Raw genomic sequence first — 18493 nt, 5'->3', positions numbered from 1 at the left:
CGTCGTCCGAGGCCCGTCAACCCATAGGCTGACGGGCAGGCGGCAGAAGAGGGGACGCATGGCGATCGAACGCAAGAACCTGCGCTCGCAGGTTCGGCAGGAGCTGCTGAACCGCATGCGCGCCGGACTCGTGCAGCCCGGCGAGGGCATCAACGAGGTCCAGCTCGCCACCGAACTCGGCGTGAGCCGCACGCCCCTGCGTGAGGCGCTCATCGCCCTCGAGTCGGAGGGGCAGATCGAGAGCGAGAACGGCAAGGGCTTCCGGTTCGTGCCGCTCAGCGCCTCCGAGTTCCGCGATCTGGCCCCTGTCCTGGCGGCGCTCGAGAGCCTCGCGATCGAGCTCAGCCCGCCCGACGAGCTGCGTCGCATCGGCGGACGGCTCAAGGAGATGGCCGACGCCTTCGCCGATGAGCTCGTGGAGCATCAGCTCGTCATCACCAAGGACGACGAGTGGCACAGCGTGATGCTGTCGGCCTGCCCGAACGCCCGACTCCTTGCGGTGATCGACAACGTGCGCAGCTCGTTCCACCGCTACGAGTCGCTGCTCGTGCCCGAAGACGTCAAGGTCGAACGCGTCGCCGCCGAGCACGTCGAGATCGCCCGCCACCTCGCCGACGGCGACATACCCGGCGCCGTCGAGGCCCTCAAGCTGAACTGGATGCACGGCATGCAGCGCATCCTCGACAACGCTACGAGCTCGTACTTCACGGCGTAGACCGCCCCCGTATCCCCTCACCCCTTCACCGCGCCGCCGAGGAGACCTGCGACGAACTGCTTCTGGAAGATCAGGAACAGCAGGAGCAGGGGCAGGGTGGCCAGCAGCGACCCCAGCATCAGACCCGAGTAGTCGACGCGGCTCATGCCGATCATCGTGTTCAGCGCGACCGGAACCGTGTAGTTCGCCTCGGTGTTGAGCATGAGCAGTGGCCAGATGAACGCGTTCCACTGGCTGATGAACGTGTAGATCACGAGCGCCGCGATCTGCGGCTTCGCGACCGGAAGCACGATCCGATAGAACGTGCGCAGCTCGCTCGCGCCGTCGATCCTGGCCGCCTCGATCAGGCTCGGCGGGAAGTCGAGGAAGCCCTGGCGCATCAGGAAGATCCCGAACGCGTTCGCCAGGAACGGCAGGATCACGGCCTGATAGGTGTCGATCCACCCCATGCCGGCCATGATCTGGAACAGCGGCACCAGCAGCACCTGCATCGGGATCATCATCGTCACGAGCACGAGAGCGAGCAGCACGCCGCGGCCACGGAATCGATAGGTGGCGAGCCCATAGCCGCACATGATGCTGACGATCGAGCTGAAGACCGTGTAGATCACCGCGATCAGGAGGCTGTTGAGCATCACGCGACTGAAGCCGATGCTCTCCTCCAGGCGGGCGAGGTTCTCCCACAGCGCGTCGCCGGGGAGCACCGGGAGCGGAGTGCCGAACAGCTCGGAACTCGGATGGGTGGAGGCGATGACCATCCACAGGAACGGGATGATCGACACCACCGAGGCGGCGATCAGCAGCAGGTAGAGCGGCAGCCGCAGCATGCGCGAACGGGCGCCGCGCTCCCCCGCGCCGAGGCTGCGGGTGTCGCGGCCGGAGGTGACCAGGGTGCGGGTGGCGAGATCTGTCATGGCTTCTCCCTCATGACCCGGAATTGCACGACGGCGATGATCGCGGTGATCAGCACCAGCATCCAGGCGATGGCTGATGCATAGCCGAAGTCGAACTGTCGGAACCCGACCTTGTACAGGTAGAGCACCGGGGTGAGCGTGGCGTCGTTGGGGCCGCCGCCGGTGAGGATGAAGTTCTCGTCGAACAGCTGCAGTGCGCCGATCGTCGAGGTGATCCCCGTGAAGATCAGCACCGGGCGCAGCTGCGGCAGCACGACGCTCCAGAACGTCTGCCAGCGTCCGGCGCCGTCGACCTTGGCCGCCTCGTAGAGCTCCGGGGGGATCGACTGCAGGCCGGCGAGGATGATGACCATGTTGTAGCCGGTCCACCGCCAGGTCACCGCCGCGATCACGGAGACCCGTGCCCACCACTCGTTGTTCAGCCAGTCGATCGGGGCGACGCCGAGCACACCCAGCATCTGGTTCACGGCGCCGCCGTCGGTGGCGAGCAGCACCCGGAACACCACCGCGTACGCGACGAGAGTGGTCACCGCCGGGAGGAACGTGAGAAGGCGGAATCCCGATCGCCAGCGCAGCCACGACTGGTTGAGCAGGTAGGCGAGACCCACGGCGAGCGCCATCATCAGCGGCACCTGGACGATGAGGATCAGTCCGGCGTTGAGCAGGCTCTTCGCGATCAGCGGGTCGGAGAACAGCCGCTCGTACTGACCCAGTCCGACGAAGCTCGTGACGCCGCCCTCGGTGCGGAATAGGCTCTGCCAGAGCGAGGCGCCCAGCGGATAGGCGAAGAAGAACAGGAGCAGGGCGGCAGCCGGCAGCACGAACCAGCGTCCGGCCCTACCCGGGTCCAGCCGTCGACGGCCGGACCCGGGCGAGGTCCGAGAGGTCATGGTTACTCCGCGACCTCTCGACCGGTGGAGGTAGCGAGCTGCTTCGCCGCGTCGGCGAGCACGGTGGCGGGGTCGGCGCCGTTCAGCACGGCGGCGGCGACGGCGTTGGCGACGATGTCCGAGGCCTCTGCACTGTCCGAGGTGTAGACGATCGGCGGGATCTGGCCCGTGAGCTCGGCGAAGGTCTCGTAGACCGGCTGACCGCCGAAGTACTCGACCGGCTTGGAGAAGTAGTCCGACTCCAGCGCGGGCAGGTACGACGGGAAGAGACCCTCGTTCGTCATCATCGACACCTGGTTGTCGGCATCCGCGAGCACGAAGTCGACGAACGCCGCGGCCAGCTGCGGGTTCTTCGCCTGCGCAGGCACCGCGAGGCCGGATCCGCCGTTGTTCGACGTGCGGGCGCCGCCCTCGTCGAACACCGGGAGCGGGAGCACGGCGTACTTGCCGCTCAGCTCGGGGGCATCGCCCTGGAGCGTGCCGATCCACCAGACCGCGTCTGCGGTCACGGCGGAGTCGCCGTCCTTCGCGGACGTGACCCGCCCGTCCCATCCGGTGACGTTCTTGATGAGACCGGCCTCGTTCATCTCCTGCAGCATGGTGAGCACGCGCACGGCTTCCGGCGAGTCGAGCGTGATCTCCCCCGCCTCGTTGAACAACCCCTGCCCGAGCTGCTGCAGCAGCATCTGGAAGCCGCCACCGGCGGAGAGGTCGGTGGACAGCAGCGTGTGTCCGGTCTTCTCCTTGATGACCTTGCCCGCCGCGATCAGATCGTCCCAGGTCTCCGCGGCTTCGATGTCGACGCCCGCCTGCTCGACGATGTCGGTGCGGTAGTACAGCGCAACGGTGCCGGAGTCCCACGGGGCGATGCGCAGCGAGCCCTCGGAATCCGATCCCGCCGACCACTTGAACGGGTCGAAGTCGGCTTCGTCGTCGCCCAGGATCGGGTTCAGATCGAGCATACCCTTCGGGAACTGCGTGATGTAGCCGGGGGCCGCATCGGTCTCGATCGTGACGACGTCGGGCAGCCCGGTGCCGGCCTGGAAGCCGACCGACATCTTGTCGTACGCGTTGTCGTATCCCACGTCGACCACCTTCACGGTGGTGCCATCGTGAGCCTTCTCGAAGTCGGCGGCCAGACGCTCGAGCGCGACGGCGCCCACGTCCCAGGACCAGACCGTGATCTCGCCGTCGAGCGTCGCATCGGGGTCGAGCGCGACCCCGGATCCGCCGCCGGGCACTCCTCCGGCCGCACATCCGGCGAGGCCGACTCCCACTGCCACGAGCGCGGCGATTCCGGTGAGCTTCTTCTTCATGACTGACTCCTTCGTCCGTGAAATGAATATTGAATACAACAGGAGAGCGCAGAGCCCCGCGATGTTCCGCGACGCGGGGTCAGCTGAGCTGCACCGCGAGGTCGACGAACAGCGCGGCCGACCAGCCGAAGGCGGTGGTGGCGGTGCGGGCCTTCTGGCCCGTCTGCGGATTGAAGTACTCGTGCGGGCCCCCGCCGTGGATCACCAGGGCCACGGTCTGCTCACGCAGCTCCCGCGCGCGCTCGGGATGCCCCGACGCCTCCAGCCCCTCGGCGACGAGCATGCTCGTGTTGACCCACACCGGTCCGCGCCACATGCGCTCCTCCGAGAAATCGGGATCGGAGGCCGCGACGGTCGGCAGCCCCCAGGGCAGGGCGAAGCGCTCGGGGTCGTCGACGGCCTGACGCAGCGCCGCGGCGATGGGAGCCGGCAACGTGCCCGTGAGCAGCGGCATCAGCCCGACGACGGTGTCGCTGAGCTGCGGCTCTCCGCCGCCGAAGGCGAGGAACCGGCTCCGCTCGGGATCCCACATGCGCAACAGCAGCTCCTGTGTGGTCTCGGCCCGCGCACGAAACCGCTCCACGTCGGCATCCGGCTCGTACTTCACCAGCAGGGAGGCGAGCTCCCGATCCTGCTGCACGAGGTAGGCACCGAGGTCGGGAGCCGCGGTCGGCAGGGGACCGTCGAAGATCGGGCTGTCGTCGAGCCCGGAGGAGTACGGATGCCCGTACTCGGGCATCCCGTCGTGGTCGAGGTCGCTCCCGGCGAACCACCAGTCCTGCGAGCGCACGATGCGGGCCAGCTGCGTGCGCGCATAGTCGGGAGCATCCTCGACCTCGAGCACCTTGCGCAGCGCCCACGCGGCGAGCGGCGGCTTGGTCAGGGGCACGGGCGCACTCGGATCGGCGATCTGCGATCCGGCACGACGCAGGTTCGCGCGGTCGCTCTCGGGAAGGTCGTCGCTGGTCGCCAGCACTCCAAGCTCGTGCACGACATCGGGCAGCTGCCCGTCGGGCTGCGGGAACCGGAAGGCGATATCGAGCTGCTCACGAGCGAGCTCGGGGTCGCCGTGCCGCAGGCCGACGGCGATGAAGTAGGCATCCCACTGCCAGAGACCGACGTAGCCGATCTTCGACGGCACGATCGCCCTGGCATCGCCCAGCGACGGCAGCTCGACGATGTTCGCACCGAGCACCCACCAGCAAAACGCCGCCATCTCCTGCAGATCGTCGCGCACGCTCGGGCACTTCGCGAACCAGTCGGCCCAGATCGCCTCGGTCGCGGCGAGCGCTGCGCAGTGGTCTCCGCTCTCCACCGCGACGGCACGATCCGCGGCGACGTGCAACCGGATGCCGCCGCCGAGCAGATGCTCCTCGACATGACCGTCCGGACGCCGCAGCCGCACCCGCGCCCCCGGTTCTCCCCCGAGGCTCAGCGTCGACGGATCGGCGAAGGTCAGCGTCGCCGCAGCAGCGCCGAACGTCACTCGCGCAGGATGCACGTCGGTCACCGGAAGCACCTCGCCCCCGGCGCCGATCACGGTCAGCGCATCCAGCACCCGGCAGTCCGACAGCCGCCGCTCGTACTCCGAGGTGTGCACGCGCACGCCCTCGCCGTCGTCGCCGCGGAACACCAGCACGCGCGAGCGCGGCAGCGTGAAGGGCGCGGACACCAGGTCGAGGCGGCGCCCGGCGAGCGCGGCGGCATCCGTCATCATCGCCCTCCGAGTCCCGAGGCGGCCATGCTGTTGAGGATCTTGCGTTGACCGATCACGAACACGATCAGCATCGGCACGGTCGCGATCGCGGAAGCCGCCATCACGAGTCCGTAATTGATGGATCCCTGCTGGCCCTCGAAAGCGTTCAGGAGGAGCGGCACCGTGAACAGGTCGGGCGAGTTCAGCAGCACGAGCGGGAACAGGAAGGCGTTCCAGACGTCGAGTGCGACGATGATGCTGAGTGCCGCGAGACCGGGCTTGAGGTTCGGGAGCACGACACTCCAGAAGATGCGCCAGCGGCCGGCGCCGTCGACGATGGCCGCCTCTTCCAGTTCCCGCGGCAGGGCGAGCACGAACTGCCGCATCAGGAACACCGCGAAGGGGTTCGCCATGATGCCGGGCACGATCAGCGCGAGATGCGAGTCGACCCAGCCGAGGTTCGACATCAGCAGGTAGAACGGGATCAGCGTCACCTGCTTCGGGATCATCTGCGTCGCGAGGAAGACGATGAAGAGCACCTTGCTGCCGCGGAACCGGATCCGCGCGAACGCATATCCCGCCATCGACGCCGTGAGCAGCGTGCCGACCACCACGAGGATCGCGATGTACGCGCTGTTCAGGTACGCCTGACCGAACGGGACCGCGTTCCAGGCCTGCGTGTAGTTCTCGAAGGTCCAGGGATCAGGGAGGAACTGCAGCGGGTTCTTCAGCAGCTGCGGCAGGGTCTTGAACGAGGTCAGCAGCATCCAGACGAACGGGAACACCATGCCGATCCCTGCCACCACGAGCACCACGTGCAGCAGGGTCGACCCGAACCGGCGGCGCGCGCGATCGACGGAGGGGCCTCCCCGCCCGCGCGAGCGGTATCCGGGCGCGGTGATGGCGATGGTGGAGTCGGTCGCCGGAGCGGGGCCGGTCAGCGGAGGAGTCTGAATGCTCATGCGGGGTCATCCTCGTAGTGGACGAACTTCTTCTGCGCGCCGAACTGCACCGCGGTGATGACGAGCGTCAGCAGCAGCAGGATGATGCTCGCGGCACTCGACGGACCGAACTCGAAGCGCCCGAAGCCCAGATCGAAGATGTGATAGACGATCGTGCGGGTCGCGTTGTCGGGGCCGGCGTCCTGCACCAGCACGTAGACCGTGTCGAACGTCTGCAGGGAGGAGATGAAGGCGACCACCGACGAGAAGAACACGATCGGGGACAGCAGCGGCAGGCGGATGCTCGTGAACAGCCTCCAGGGCCCTGCGCCGTCGATGCGGGCGGCCTCGATCACCGAGGGGGAGATGTTCTGCAGCCCGGCGAGGAAGATCACGACGTTGAGGCCCATCGAGGACCAGATGGTGACGATGCAGACGGCGAGGAGGGCGAGCTTCGGGTCCTGCAGCCAGTCGGGCGGGGTGACCCCGAAGACCTTCGAGATCGTCGTGGACAGCAGCCCGTCGGAGCGGAACATCTGCTGCCAGATCATCGCCACCGCGACCGTGGAGGTCACGACCGGGGCGAAGAACAGGATCAGGTAGAGCGTGCGCGTCTTGAGCTTCTCGAGCGCGACGGCGACGATCACCGAGAGTCCGAGGCCGATCGGCACCGTGACGATCGCGATGATGAGCGTGTTGAGGATCGCGCGACCGAGGAGCGGGTCGGTCAGCTGATCGGCGAAGTTGGCGAAACCCACCCAGGTGAGGTCGGTCAGACCGTCCCAGTCCGCGAACGCGAGCACCAGGCTGGCGGCGAACGGCAGCACGACGAACAGCCCCATGCCGATCATCTGAGGGCCGACGAAGACGTAGCCCCACAGGCGGTCGCGGCGACGCCAGAGCGCCTCCTTGCGCAGGGGCGGGGCGGATGCCGCAGGGGTGACCTGCGGCATCCGCCCGTTCTCGGTGAGAGTGCTCACTCGTTCTACTCCGACCGTTCCTTGACCAGGTCGGCGATGGTGTCGAGCGTCTCCTGTGCGTCGGCCTTGCCCTGGTAGAGCTTCAGGAACTCATCGGCGATGGCGGTCGGCAGGCCGGGCACGCGTGCCTCGGCGGGGTAGTCCTCGAAACCGATGTCGCGCATGTCGAGGAAGGTCTGGGCGTGTGCGGGATAGTCGCCCTCGAGCACGACCTCGTCGGCGCCCTTGATCGAGGGGACCGCGTTGCCGCCGCCCTGCAGACGGAAGGTCTGCCCCTCGGCGGAGAGGAACTCGGTCCAGAACGTGAAGGCCGCGTCCTTCACCTTGGTCTTGCCGTTGATCGCGAGGAAGCTGGTCGCCACGCCCGTGGGAGCGGCCTCGCCGTCGGGGGTCGGCCACTGCACGATGTCGTAGCTGTCCTGCTCGCCCGTCGCATCGACCGTGCCGATCGTGTAGCGGCCCTGCACGAAGAAGCCGGCCTTGTGCGTGACGAACACGCTGTCGGCGCCGGCGCCGTCAGGGAGCGTGTCGGCGACGACGAAGGTGCCGTCCTCGAACAGGTCGCCGAGCTGCTGCACCGACTCGACGGTGTCGGCATCCTTGTTCGCGACGAAGGCTCCGGAATCGTCATAGGGAGCATCGAGGCCCTGCGACGAGAGCCAGCTCCAGTGCGTCGCCCAGTAGTTCCAGTACATGGTGCCGGTGAGACCCGCGTCGTGGAGCTTCTTGTTCATCTCCAGGAACTTGTCGGTGGTCCACTCGCCGTTCTCGGCCAGGGTCGCGGGGTCCTCGGTGATCCCGGCGGTCGCCAGCGCCTGCTTGTCGTACCAGAACACGTCGGGATTGGAGTCGTTCGGAGCAGCGTAGACCTCTCCGTCGTTCTCGGCGGCGCCGAAGAGACCGGGGAAGAAGTCGTCCTTCTTTGTCTTGCTGTCCTTCGAGTCCATCAGCTCGCTGAGCGGCATCAGGCGCTTCGAGTCGACGAACTGACCGATCTTGTCGTCACCGACGTAGAACACGTCGGGCGCGGTGTTGCTGGTGAGCTGCGCGAGCAGCTTGGAGTGGTAGTCGCCGTAGTCGGCGACGGGCTGCAGCTTGACGGTGATGTCGGGGTGGCGCTTCATGAAGTCCTTGTTGAACTCCTCGTAGCGGGTGAGCTCGTCGGCCGTGCCCCAGGTGGACCAGACGACCGTGGCCTTGCCGTCGGCGTCGACACCCCCTCCGCCTCCTCCGCCCCCACCGCTGCACGCGGCGAGTCCGAGTGCCAGAGCGCCGGCGGCACCCAGTGCCAGATACCGCGTCACGTTCGCACGTGCCATCTCGCTACCTCTTTCATCATTGGAAGATCTAGGTCGGGATCACCCCTTCGGGCGTACTGGTATTCTGTATACAGAACGCAATCCTGTCAAGGATCGCCGGTCCGGATCGCTCCATCGAGACCATCCCGTGACGTGCCGGTCACCCGTGGCGCAGACTGGATGCATGACCGATTCCGATCCGCACCTGCTCGGCCCCGGACTCCTGCCGACGCCGTTCACCGCCGCCGAGATCCGCGACGCCACCGGAACAGGCACCGTGATCCGGCTTCTGCTGGAAGGCCCCGACGGCCCGATGGCCGAGCACGTCAACCGCTTCCACGACACCGATGACGAGGGAGCGACCCTCGACCGCTGGGCCGCGGAGGACCCCAAGGCCGTCGTCTCGAACCGGGTGACCTGGGCCGAGCTGCAGGGCCATGCCGCCTTCGACGCCGGCACCACGAGCGTGTCGACCGTGAGCCTGTCGACACCGCTCGGCGCGCTCACCTGCCGCCGGTACGACACCGACGACGGCATCTTCTGGTTCTCGATCGACCACCCGGGCATGCCCGTGCAGTACGAGTCCGGCGGACTGCGTACGACCGTTCTGAGCATCGAGCGCGACTGACCGGGGCGTCGAGCGGAGAAGTTCCCCGGAACGCGGGCGAGACCGCTCGAACGTCGGCCCTCCGGCGTAGGGTCGCAGCATGAGCAGCACAGCATCCGCACAACATCATGGAGTGGTCCCCTCCTATCTGCTCGCGCGCCTGGCCGAGTCGGGTCGCTTCCCGAAGGCCGCGGCCGCCGCACGGCAGACGCTCACGGCCGGCCGCCCGCCGTTCCGCGCGCGCATCGACCTCTCGATCGACGAGAACGGCGACCTCGTGGCCCAGCTGTCCGAGGCCCCGAACCGCACGATCAGCGATGCGGGCAACACGCAGCAGCTGCCGGGCGCGATCGTGCGCGGCGAAGACGACGGGCCCGTCGAAGACCCCGCGGTCAACGAGGCCTTCGACGGACTCGGCGCCACGTTCGAGATGCTCCTGGCCGCTTTCGATCGCAACTCGCTCGACGATGCCGGGGCGCCGCTCGATGCGACCGTGCACTACGGCGTCGACTACGACAACGCGTTCTGGGACGGCGAGCGCATGGTGTTCGGCGACGGCGACGGCGAGGTGTTCCAGCACTTCACCGGCTCGCTCACCGTCATCGGACACGAACTCGCGCACGGCGTCGTGCAGCACACCGCGAACCTCGAGTACCAGGGCCAGCCCGGCGCACTGAACGAGTCGATCGCCGATGTGTTCGGCGCCCTGACCGAGCAGTACGCCCTTGGCCAGACGGCTGACCAGGCCTCGTGGCTGATCGGCGCCGAGATCTTCACCGACGCCGTCGAGGGCTCGGCTCTGCGTTCGATGATCGCGCCGGGCACCGCCTACGACGACGACGAGCTCGGCAAAGACCCGCAGCCCGACCACATGAGCGGCTTCGTGCGCACCACGGAAGACAACGGCGGAGTGCACATCAACTCCGGAATCCCCAACCGCGCGTTCGCCCTCTTCGCGATCGACCTCGGTGGCAAGGCGTGGGAACGCGCGGGCACCGTCTGGTATCGCGCGCTCACGGGCGGCCTGTCGAGCACCGCGACCTTCACGCAGTTCGCCGATGCCACCGTCGCCGCGGCCGCAGCCGTCGATGCCGCCACAGCCGCAGCGGCTCGACGCGCGTGGACGACCGTGGGAGTCTATGGAGATGAGCGAGTCCCCTCCACCGACTGACGCGCAGGTCGCGATCGCGGTGGTGCGCACCGGCGGCATCGCCGGCATCCGCCGGCAATGGCGGGTGGAGGCCGCGCCCGACGATGCGGTGCACTGGATCGACCTGATCGACCGCTGCCCGTGGGACCAGGAGACGGACGCCGGATCCGGCGCCGACCGGTTCGTGTGGAGCATCCGGGCGCGCACACCGTCGGAGCGCCGCGAACGGGAGCTGCCCGACTCGGCGCTCGACGGCCCCTGGCGCGCGCTCGTCGAAGCCGTGCGTGCGGCCTCCGTCTGAGGCCCCACCGACGTACGCTCGCAGATGAGCCGTCGACCGACGGCGCATAGAAGGGGGATCATGCTGACGATAGAAGAAGCCGAACGGCTGCTCGGCGCGGCACGCGAGGCACACACCCGCGGCGACCCCCTGCTGCACCTGCAGGTCGAGGTCAGCCGTCTCACCGGAGCACCGTCATCGTGGGGTTCGGCGGCGAACGAGTGCCTCCAGAACGAGAGCGTCGGCTACTTCCTCGGCGAGGTCGAGCGCGTCGGCTGGCGACTCGAGCACACCGGATACGCCTTCGTCGACTCGGGCGCGACCACATCCGATCGGGTGATGAGCACCGGAACGGGTGTGGTGAATCACGGGGCCGTGTCGGGATACTTCACGTTCCGCCGTGCGGCCGCGGCCTGACGTCGTCACCCGCGCGGGCCGCATCCGATCAATCCTGTGTGAATCCGGCCTCTTCGCCGCGACGCGGGTTCACAATGGAACCCATGGGACTGTTTCAGCAGAAGCCTGAAGAGCAAGAGAACCAGTGGGTGCTGCCCTCGGAGCCGCTCGAGCGCTCCGAGACGGATGTGCTCGACTCGGCGCCGGTCGTCGATCCGCTGTCGATCGGCCTCGGCGCGGAGGCCAGCGGCGACCTGAGCTCCGTCCTGTTCCCGGTCGCGCCTCCCGTCCCCGAGGCCACCTCGACCGAGAACGCCGAGCCGCTGAGCGAAGATCCCGAAGAGGACTGACGCCTCGCGGCAGGATCGCCGGATCGGCGAGGCTCCTCCGCGACGCGCGTTGCGTCCGATCCCTGCGGCCCGAGTGCGAATGAAGGACGGGCGCGCGGCTACGGTTGAGGAATGACGATCACCGCCGCCGCAGACGGCTCCGCCCTGGGCAACCCCGGCCCCAACGGCTGGGCCTGGTACATCGACGACGAGAACTGGGCGGCCGGCGGATCCCCGCACGGCACCAACAATCAGGGCGAGCTGCGGGCCGTGCTCGAGCTGCTGCTCGCGACGGCGGGCACCGACGAGAAGCTGCTGATCGAATGCGACAGCCGCTACGTGATCGACTCCGTGACCAAGTGGATGCCGGGGTGGAAGCGCAAGGGCTGGCGCAAGTCCGACGGCGGGCCCGTGCTCAACCGCGATCTGCTGGAGGGCATCGATGAGGCCATCCGTGGCCGGAACGTCGAGTTCTCCTGGGTCAAAGGCCACGCAGGACACCCGCTGAACGAGGCCGCCGACGAGCGCGCGAACGCCGCGGCCAAGGCGTACCAGGCGAAGCAGGAACCGCGCCGAGGGCCCGGCTTCACCCGCGCGACAGACGCCGGAGCCGCCGTCGCCGCGTCGGCACCGGTCGCCGCTTCCTCGTCCGCCGCGCCGTCGAGCACGCCTGCAGCCGCAGCTCCCGCGCCCTCCCCCGCGGCCCCGACGTCGGTCGCTGAGCCGCTCTGGGCCGAGGCCGCCGACCTCCTCGACGGGTGGGACGCACCGGCGGATGACCCGATCGAGCTGCGCATCCCCCTCTCCTCCGACGAGCACGCGCGGCTGCGCGACCGGGCCGAGGCTCAGGGCATCTCGCTCGAAGAGGCGCTCCGCCGCCTGATCTGAGCGCAGCGACCGCGGCGTACACTCGCACCATGTCGACTCCCACCCGCACCATCGGCCGTATCTTCCTCGGCGCCTCCCTCGTCTTCGCGGGCGTCTCGCACCTCACGGTGGCGCGCGAGGAGTTCCAGGCGCAGGTCCCCGAGTCGCTGCCGTTGGATCCTGACACCACGGTGCTCGCCTCCGGCGTGGCCGAGATCGCACTCGGATCCGCCCTGCTGCTGGCACGACGCCGTCGGCGCACGGTCGGCACGATCGCTGCTCTGTTCTTCGTCGCCGTGTTCCCCGGCAACGTGGCGCAGTGGATGCACCACCGCGACGGCTTCGGTCTCGACACGGACATGAAGCGCTTCGTGCGGCTGTTCTTCCAGCCCGTGCTCGTCGCGCTGGCGCTGTGGTCGACCCGCGAACCCCGACGCTGACGGGCCGGACCACCCGCACGGACTCACCACTGTCAGGGACGCGTGCCCTCTGCGGCACAACGGGTCCTCCGAGCTGAGGTCCGTAGACTCGGCAGATGAAGGAATGGCGGGTGACGCAGCGGTGAAGGCGCGTACCGTCTTCGGCCTGCTCCGCCTCAGCGCGGCCGCCGTCTGTCTCGTGGCGCTCATCCACCGGCTCGCCTGGGGTCTCGCATCGAACACGATCGCGAGCCAGAACTTCTTCGCATATCTGACGAACCAGTCGAACATCGCTTTCGTGGTGCTGCTCACCGTCGCCGGCATCCTCGCGCTGCGCCGCGCGAAGGATCCTCGCTGGCTCACCGTCGCCCTGGCACTCGTTCTGACCTGGACGATCACGGCCGGACTCGTGTTCGCGATCCTGGTCTGGCAGGCCGGCATCCGCGGCATCCGCATCGACGTGCCCTGGTCGGATCAGGTGCTGCACTTCTGGCTCCCCGCCGTCACCGTGGCGGCCTGGGCTCTCGCACCCGGTCACCGCTCCGTGCCCTGGCGCGTGATCCCGGTGTCGCTGGCGTACCCGGTGATCTGGGGCGTCGCCACCATGATCCGCGGCCCACTGATCGGCTGGTACCCGTACTACTTCCTCGATCCGCGGCAGGTGAGCGGTCCGATGGAGTTCCTGATCTCATCCGCGATCGCGCTGGGCACGTTCACGGTCGTCGCCACCGTGCTCGTGCTGATCAGCCGGATGCCGGTGCCGAAACGGCTGCGCGGGAAGCCCGAGGGCACTGCGCAGGCATCGACGCCGGAGCAGGCGAGAGCCGGTGAACGGGTCGGTCAGACGTAGAGGGCGAGCGAGGCGAGGGCCGCTTCGATCGCCTCGTCTTCGTCGAGCTTCGCGAACTCCGCTGCCGCCGCGCCGCCGACGATCCCGACGAGCACGTTCTCGCCGGTCGCGGGTCGCAGGTTGATCCAGGTCGCGATGGCCACGTCGGCGCCGACGGAGTGCCAGATCGCCTCGTCGTTCTCCCAGAACGGCTCGTCCCACCTCAGCCAGACCGTCTCGATCGCGCCCATGCCGAGTGCCGAGATCGCCCCGCGATTGGAGAATGGCAGGGGCGGGTCGAACTCGATGCTGCGGTCTTGGAGCACGCCGAGTGGAACCGTCACGATGACCCGATCGAATGACAGCGCCTCACCGGTGCCGAGGCGCACGCTCACCCCGGAATCGTCGTAGGCGAGGCGGGCGACCGGAGAGTTGAGCCCCACCTTGACCCCGTCGAGGGCCTGCTCGATGAACGGTGCGACGTCGCCGGTCGCGGCCTTCGGGTCTCCCGTGGGCAGGGGAGGCGCGAACCAGCTCGACAGTTCGTCGGCGCCGGCACCGGTGCGGGCGGCGAGGATCGCGAGCAGGGCCGCGGTCGCCGGATCACTCGGATCGATACCCGCGGCGGTCAACGCATCGGTGACCGAGGAGTCTTCGGGGGCGGCCTGCGCCGCTGTGATCGCCGCGTCGAAAGGCTGGGGGTCGATCGGGTCGAGGTCGCCCTCGGGCCCGTGCCAGAGCTGACCCGCCAGTTCGACGACGCCGACGTCTCCGCTGCTCATCAGGTCGAGCACCTCGGCGTCGTCCGTGCCGAAGAGCCAGGCGCCGAGCTGCACCGGCAGGGGCCACGAGTCGTCGACGCGGGAGTGCATGCGCCCGCCGACCCGGTCCCTCGCCTCGAAGACGGTGACCTCCATGCCGCCCTCGGCGAGCACAGCGGCAGCGGTGGCGCCGGCGAGCCCCGCCCCCACGACCGCGACGCGCTCCCCTGAGGTCGCCGGGACCAGAAGCTCTTCTGCCGCGCGCGTGCCCGAGCTGATCGCGCCGCGCACCGTGCCGGGAGCGTCCTCATCCGTCGCCTCGCCCGCGAAGAACAGGCGTGCGTCCACGGGGGCGCCCAGCGCCAGGCGGGTGCCGGCGAGCACGCCGACGGGTGTGAAACTGGCGGCGCCGAGGGCGTAGGGATCGGTGGTCCAGGTGCTGCGGATGCTGCCGGCTGCGGCGGGGACGCCGGGCGGCGGCTCCGGCTCGCGGGTGCGAGTGGGCGTCGGCGTGGGTGTCGGTTCCGGGGTGCAGGAGGCGAGAAGAACCGAAGCGACACCGGCTCCGGCGCCGAGGAGCAGAGTGCGGCGCGTGATCCTCATCGTGTCGCCACTTTATCCCGAGCGGCCGGGTTCCGCCTGTCGGCGTCCGCCTGCCGCGTTCACAACTCAGGAAGAGGTGTGCCCGCAGACGGCGAAACCGGCCGGATCCTGGCGGATCCGGCCGGTTCGTCCGGAGTTGTGCGCGCTCAGACGGAGAGCAGCTCCCGCTCCAGGCGGGCGAACGACGACTCCATGCCGTCGGCCATGCCGGTGGCGAGGATCATGTCGCGCGTCTCCTTGTCGGGGTACTCGATGAGCAGCGTGACCAGGGTCGCACCGTCCTCCTCGTACAGGTTCAGGTCGTTGAGCGTCTCGACAGGCATGCCCTGCATCCGCTCGGTGCTGACGGCGCGGCGCGGGGCGTCGATCAGGAGCGCCTCCCCCTCGAAGCCGAACGGCTCCCCTTCGGTGTCGCCGACCGGCGCCCACGAGTTGCGGTAGGACTGGCCCACCTCGGTGGCGGCGACGCATTCCGTCATCTCCCAGCCGTCGGGTCCGAGCATCCACTTGCGGATGAGCTCGGGCTCGAAGTGGGCACGCCACACCAGCTCGCGCGGCCCCTCGACCAGACGCGTGATGCGCACGTGCGTGTCGTCGAGCAGCTCGACGCGCGTGCCCTTGCCCTGTGCGTAGTCGCGGAGGTCCTGCAGCACGGTGTCGAGCTGCGCCATCGCCATTTTGAGGCCCTCGACCTGACCCATCTCGACGACCTGCTCGAGCGCATCGACCGAGTCGAAGTGACTCGTGGTGACCATGCGGGTGCCTTCGGCGGTGGGCTCGAAGACGAACGACATCCGCTGCGCGGGGAAACCGTCGAGCGGCTTACCGCTCTCATCGACGAACGAGTCGATGACCTCGAAGCTGTTCGGCGCGTCGATCGACACGAACTCCCACGCCCCTGACGACTTCTCCCCGCGCGGACCACTCATCGAGTAGACGGCACGCCCGCCGACGGTGTGGTCCCAGGCGGTGAAGGTGGCCGGCCACCCGGGAGGACCCCAGAAGCGCTCGAGCTGACGCGGGTCGGAGTACGCGCTCCACACCCGCTCGATCGGGGCTGCGAAGTCGGCGACCACGGTCATGGTCAGATTCTCGGCATCGGTGGTGACGTCGGTGACAGGCATGTTCAGTCTCCTTGCTCGTTCTTGTAGTTGTCGCTGGTGTCGGATGAGCCGGACCGAGGCGTCTCGGCCAGCAGGTCGTCGAGTCGGGCGATGCGCGACCGCCACAACTCTTCGTATCGGGCGAGGAGCGCCCTGGCGCGGGCGATCATCTCGGGGTTCGCGCGGACGAGCCGCTCGCGTCCCTCGGCGCGCTTGACGATGAGGTTCGCGGCCTCGAGCACGGCGACGTGCTTCTGCACCGCGGCGAACGACATCTCGTAGTCTGCGGCGAGGGTCGATACCGACTGCTCGCGCTCGATCGTCCGGCGCAGGATGTCGCGCCGGGTCGACGTCGCCAGTGCGTGGAAGACACGGTCGACCTCCGCTTCGCTCAGTTCTCTTTGTGCAACCATTTGGTTGTACGTTATGCCCGAGCGGGGCGGGTGTCAAGAGCGACCTGTTGGGAACGCTTTGGGCTTGCACAAACACTCTTCGACTTACACAGTGGCTCCGCTCCGATACACTGTTGTCAGTCTTCCTTCTGTGGCAGAAACGCACCCATCGTCTCGTCGTCCCACACCGTCTGCTGATATCCCACTGGCCCTTCGTCCGGGGGTGTGGGCGCAACCTCTCCTGCGTGATAGAGCCACCAGTCCCGGCCGTCCTTCTCCAAAGAGCCCGACATGGTGAGCCACTGCCTCGCCGCATGCGCCGAGACTGCGAGGTCATACTGTCCAGGGGTGAGGCGCACGCGAACGCGTCGCACCTTTGCCCCCTTCATCACGTCCACACGAACCAGGTGAACGGGCGCCGCCGTGGAGTTGTCCAAGAGGCTGACCTCGCCGGTTATAACCACCTTCTGCGGCTCCGGAACCTGCTCGAACGACGCGACAACACGGTCTAGCACCGGCGCTTCAACTGCATCGAAGGTGATCTCGCGACGAACAGTGGTCTGCTCAGAACGTTGGATACTCACGGCGGCGTCGCCGTCTCGCGTCAATGTAGCGAGAGCGCGAACGAGCTCTAAGGAGACGCCCTCGGGCACAAGCTCAGCAAACATCTCGACCCGGGGCGTATGGCGGAACTCGGTCAGCGCCTCACGGACGGCACCGATGGAGTTCTCGAAGACGTCGATGATTGCCCTGCCCGGCACCAAGTCGGCTTTGCGGGGATCCGTCTGTGCGAGCTTCTCGGACTTCTGACTGGTGTGAAAGCGCGTCGAGGCGGGGATATGGGCAGTAACGATGTAGCTCCCCACTTCGGTCTGCCCCATGAACACCTGTTCCATGAACCTCTTCGCGAGGAATCCGCTCGACTTGCCTTGCACCGTCCTCTTGGATCGCACCGCACGCGCTGCGGCGACCAGGGAGTCCCGTGCTGCGTCAAAGATTGCCTCGCCTTGAGCCCACGGGATGAGCCCTGCATCCACCGTGGTGTCCTTCTTCCACTGGGTCGAGTCAAGATCAGCGGTCGCGCTGATGAGGATCAGCGCCTCGATGCGCTCTGCTTCAGACCCGTATCGGTGTAGGAGGTAGCGTCGCGCCCTATTGAGGAGTTGAAGATAGTCGCCGCTCTCCGGGTTGAGTGGGACGATGACTTCCTCGAGATCAGAATCGCGCGGCGACCAGACCTCATATCGCCCCGGCGCTTTCGAGGCCGGCGCCCACTGCAGACGGCGTAGCAGCGCGGTGATGTGCAGGGTCGAGTCACCTGTGCCGTAGAGGGTCATGGCTTACCCCCGTTGCCGATGCGCACCATCATGTCGCACAGTGCCCGGTCGTCGAACCGCTGGGTCAGAGGTGCGGTCACCGTCGGCTCCTTCGCGGTGCTGGATGGCGCGCCGTCGAGGTTTACCCAATATGCGGAATGCCGTACCCGCGCGCGCTTGTCGGTTAGATGTATCCAGTCATCTTGACTCTGCGGCACCGACATTACGATGAGAATCTTGCTGACTGCAGGGTTTGCGCTACGGAGCATGTCGTAGCGTTCCTGAGCGATCTGAACGCTGAGACCTTTCGAGCCCGGTGCGGTGATCGTCGCCTTCAGCTGAACCTCGAGGCGAGCGACCTCGTCCACGGTGTGGACGTTGCTGCGATGCGTGAGGATCAGGTCGATACCCTCGTCTATATCTGGCTTCGCCACGACGACGCCGCTCGCAGCGGCGATAGCTCGAACGAGTCCCTCCTGGTACGCCTCTTTGAGGTTCGAGAGCCGTTTCGGAGATCCCCGAACGATGGGCGGCGGGGGTGGAGCGGCCTCCGGACTCAAGGTGGACATGACCACATGCTAGCTACAACGCGACTCGGCCCTTCGACGCGGCCCGCTACTACGGGGCGGACGTGCGTCGTTGCGCAGTTCCTGCTCGAACGACATCTAGTGCCAAGATGATGCCAAACGCC

Annotated in this window: 21 protein-coding genes; 9 read left to right on the top strand and 12 right to left on the bottom strand. The window is 67.8% G+C overall.

What is annotated here, in order from left to right:
- Nucleotides 1-58: 58 nt before the first annotated feature.
- Nucleotides 59-715, top strand: a complete 657-nt coding sequence (locus ACP699_RS12970; RefSeq protein ID WP_055869235.1) for a GntR family transcriptional regulator — start codon at nt 59-61, stop codon at nt 713-715.
- 17 nt (nt 716-732) lie between these two features.
- On the opposite strand, the gene ACP699_RS12965 is transcribed toward ACP699_RS12970, so the two are convergent.
- The 7 genes from ACP699_RS12965 to ACP699_RS12935 all read right to left on the bottom strand — a co-directional run bounded on the left by ACP699_RS12965 (nt 733) and on the right by ACP699_RS12935 (nt 8771).
- Nucleotides 733-1629: a carbohydrate ABC transporter permease gene (locus ACP699_RS12965; RefSeq protein ID WP_270410316.1), complete on the bottom strand. Its 897-nt coding sequence runs from the start codon at nt 1627-1629 to the stop codon at nt 733-735.
- Entirely contained in the window at nt 1626-2519 is an 894-nt protein-coding gene (locus tag ACP699_RS12960; protein ID WP_017831195.1) for a carbohydrate ABC transporter permease, read from the bottom strand. Before ACP699_RS12960 ends, ACP699_RS12965 begins: the two co-directional genes overlap by 4 nt.
- 2 nt (nt 2520-2521) lie before the next feature.
- Nucleotides 2522-3835 carry an ABC transporter substrate-binding protein gene (locus ACP699_RS12955; RefSeq protein WP_302794345.1) on the bottom strand — a complete coding sequence of 438 codons (1314 nt, stop codon included), beginning with the start codon at nt 3833-3835 and terminating at the stop codon, nt 2522-2524.
- Nucleotides 3836-3914: 79 nt separating this feature from the next.
- On the bottom strand, nt 3915-5552 hold the full coding sequence (locus tag ACP699_RS12950) for an amylo-alpha-1,6-glucosidase (RefSeq protein WP_426171662.1): 1638 nt from the start codon (nt 5550-5552) through the stop codon (nt 3915-3917).
- Nucleotides 5549-6493, bottom strand: a complete 945-nt coding sequence (locus ACP699_RS12945) for a carbohydrate ABC transporter permease (protein ID WP_017831192.1) — start codon at nt 6491-6493, stop codon at nt 5549-5551. Before ACP699_RS12945 ends, ACP699_RS12950 begins: the two co-directional genes overlap by 4 nt.
- Entirely contained in the window at nt 6490-7452 is a 963-nt protein-coding gene (locus ACP699_RS12940) for a carbohydrate ABC transporter permease (protein ID WP_017831191.1), read from the bottom strand. The genes ACP699_RS12945 and ACP699_RS12940 overlap by 4 nt, the downstream gene beginning before the upstream one ends.
- A 5-nt stretch (nt 7453-7457) precedes the next feature.
- Nucleotides 7458-8771, bottom strand: a complete 1314-nt coding sequence (locus tag ACP699_RS12935; RefSeq protein ID WP_055869232.1) for an ABC transporter substrate-binding protein — start codon at nt 8769-8771, stop codon at nt 7458-7460.
- A gap of 163 nt (nt 8772-8934) precedes the next feature.
- On the opposite strand from ACP699_RS12935, the gene ACP699_RS12930 reads away from it, so the two are divergent.
- The 8 genes from ACP699_RS12930 to ACP699_RS12895 all read left to right on the top strand — a co-directional run bounded on the left by ACP699_RS12930 (nt 8935) and on the right by ACP699_RS12895 (nt 13648).
- On the top strand, nt 8935-9378 hold the full coding sequence (locus ACP699_RS12930) for a hypothetical protein (protein ID WP_141387264.1): 444 nt from the start codon (nt 8935-8937) through the stop codon (nt 9376-9378).
- 79 nt (nt 9379-9457) lie between these two features.
- On the top strand, nt 9458-10528 hold the full coding sequence (locus ACP699_RS12925; RefSeq protein ID WP_426171658.1) for a M4 family metallopeptidase: 1071 nt from the start codon (nt 9458-9460) through the stop codon (nt 10526-10528).
- On the top strand, nt 10503-10808 hold the full coding sequence (locus tag ACP699_RS12920; RefSeq protein ID WP_017831187.1) for a protealysin inhibitor emfourin: 306 nt from the start codon (nt 10503-10505) through the stop codon (nt 10806-10808). Before ACP699_RS12925 ends, ACP699_RS12920 begins: the two co-directional genes overlap by 26 nt.
- 60 nt (nt 10809-10868) lie before the next feature.
- On the top strand, nt 10869-11204 hold the full coding sequence (locus ACP699_RS12915) for a hypothetical protein (RefSeq protein WP_426171656.1): 336 nt from the start codon (nt 10869-10871) through the stop codon (nt 11202-11204).
- Nucleotides 11205-11287: 83 nt separating this feature from the next.
- Nucleotides 11288-11533: a hypothetical protein gene (locus ACP699_RS12910; protein ID WP_426171654.1), complete on the top strand. Its 246-nt coding sequence runs from the start codon at nt 11288-11290 to the stop codon at nt 11531-11533.
- 111 nt (nt 11534-11644) lie between these two features.
- Complete coding sequence (locus tag ACP699_RS12905; RefSeq protein WP_426171652.1) at nt 11645-12400, top strand: ribonuclease H family protein; 756 nt, start codon at nt 11645-11647, stop codon at nt 12398-12400.
- A gap of 29 nt (nt 12401-12429) precedes the next feature.
- Nucleotides 12430-12819 carry a DoxX family protein gene (locus ACP699_RS12900; RefSeq protein WP_055876235.1) on the top strand — a complete coding sequence of 130 codons (390 nt, stop codon included), beginning with the start codon at nt 12430-12432 and terminating at the stop codon, nt 12817-12819.
- A 103-nt stretch (nt 12820-12922) separates the two neighbouring features.
- Nucleotides 12923-13648 (top strand): Pr6Pr family membrane protein, encoded by a 726-nt coding sequence (locus tag ACP699_RS12895; protein WP_426171650.1) that lies wholly within the window; start codon nt 12923-12925, stop codon nt 13646-13648.
- On the opposite strand, the gene ACP699_RS12890 is transcribed toward ACP699_RS12895, so the two are convergent.
- The 5 genes from ACP699_RS12890 to ACP699_RS12870 all read right to left on the bottom strand — a co-directional run bounded on the left by ACP699_RS12890 (nt 13639) and on the right by ACP699_RS12870 (nt 18371).
- A complete protein-coding gene (locus ACP699_RS12890) occupies nt 13639-14991 on the bottom strand; it encodes a flavin monoamine oxidase family protein (protein ID WP_151486725.1) in 1353 nt (450 codons plus the stop codon). The two genes, ACP699_RS12895 and ACP699_RS12890, sit on opposite strands and share 10 nt — an antisense overlap.
- 146 nt (nt 14992-15137) lie before the next feature.
- Nucleotides 15138-16115 (bottom strand): SRPBCC family protein, encoded by a 978-nt coding sequence (locus ACP699_RS12885; RefSeq protein WP_055876225.1) that lies wholly within the window; start codon nt 16113-16115, stop codon nt 15138-15140.
- A 2-nt stretch (nt 16116-16117) separates the two neighbouring features.
- A complete protein-coding gene (locus ACP699_RS12880) occupies nt 16118-16507 on the bottom strand; it encodes an ArsR/SmtB family transcription factor (RefSeq protein WP_426171647.1) in 390 nt (129 codons plus the stop codon).
- 116 nt (nt 16508-16623) lie between these two features.
- Nucleotides 16624-17823 (bottom strand): hypothetical protein, encoded by a 1200-nt coding sequence (locus ACP699_RS12875; RefSeq protein ID WP_426171645.1) that lies wholly within the window; start codon nt 17821-17823, stop codon nt 16624-16626.
- Entirely contained in the window at nt 17820-18371 is a 552-nt protein-coding gene (locus ACP699_RS12870; RefSeq protein WP_426171643.1) for a DUF4365 domain-containing protein, read from the bottom strand. Before ACP699_RS12870 ends, ACP699_RS12875 begins: the two co-directional genes overlap by 4 nt.
- Nucleotides 18372-18493 lie beyond the last annotated feature (122 nt).

The sequence above is a fragment of the Microbacterium sp. DWRC1-3 genome (assembly GCF_049896645.1).
GTDB classification, from domain to species: Bacteria; Actinomycetota; Actinomycetes; order Actinomycetales; family Microbacteriaceae; genus Microbacterium; species Microbacterium maritypicum.
The sequence above is the reverse complement of the archived record's forward strand: the minus strand, read 5'-3'. Positions and strand labels throughout refer to the sequence as shown.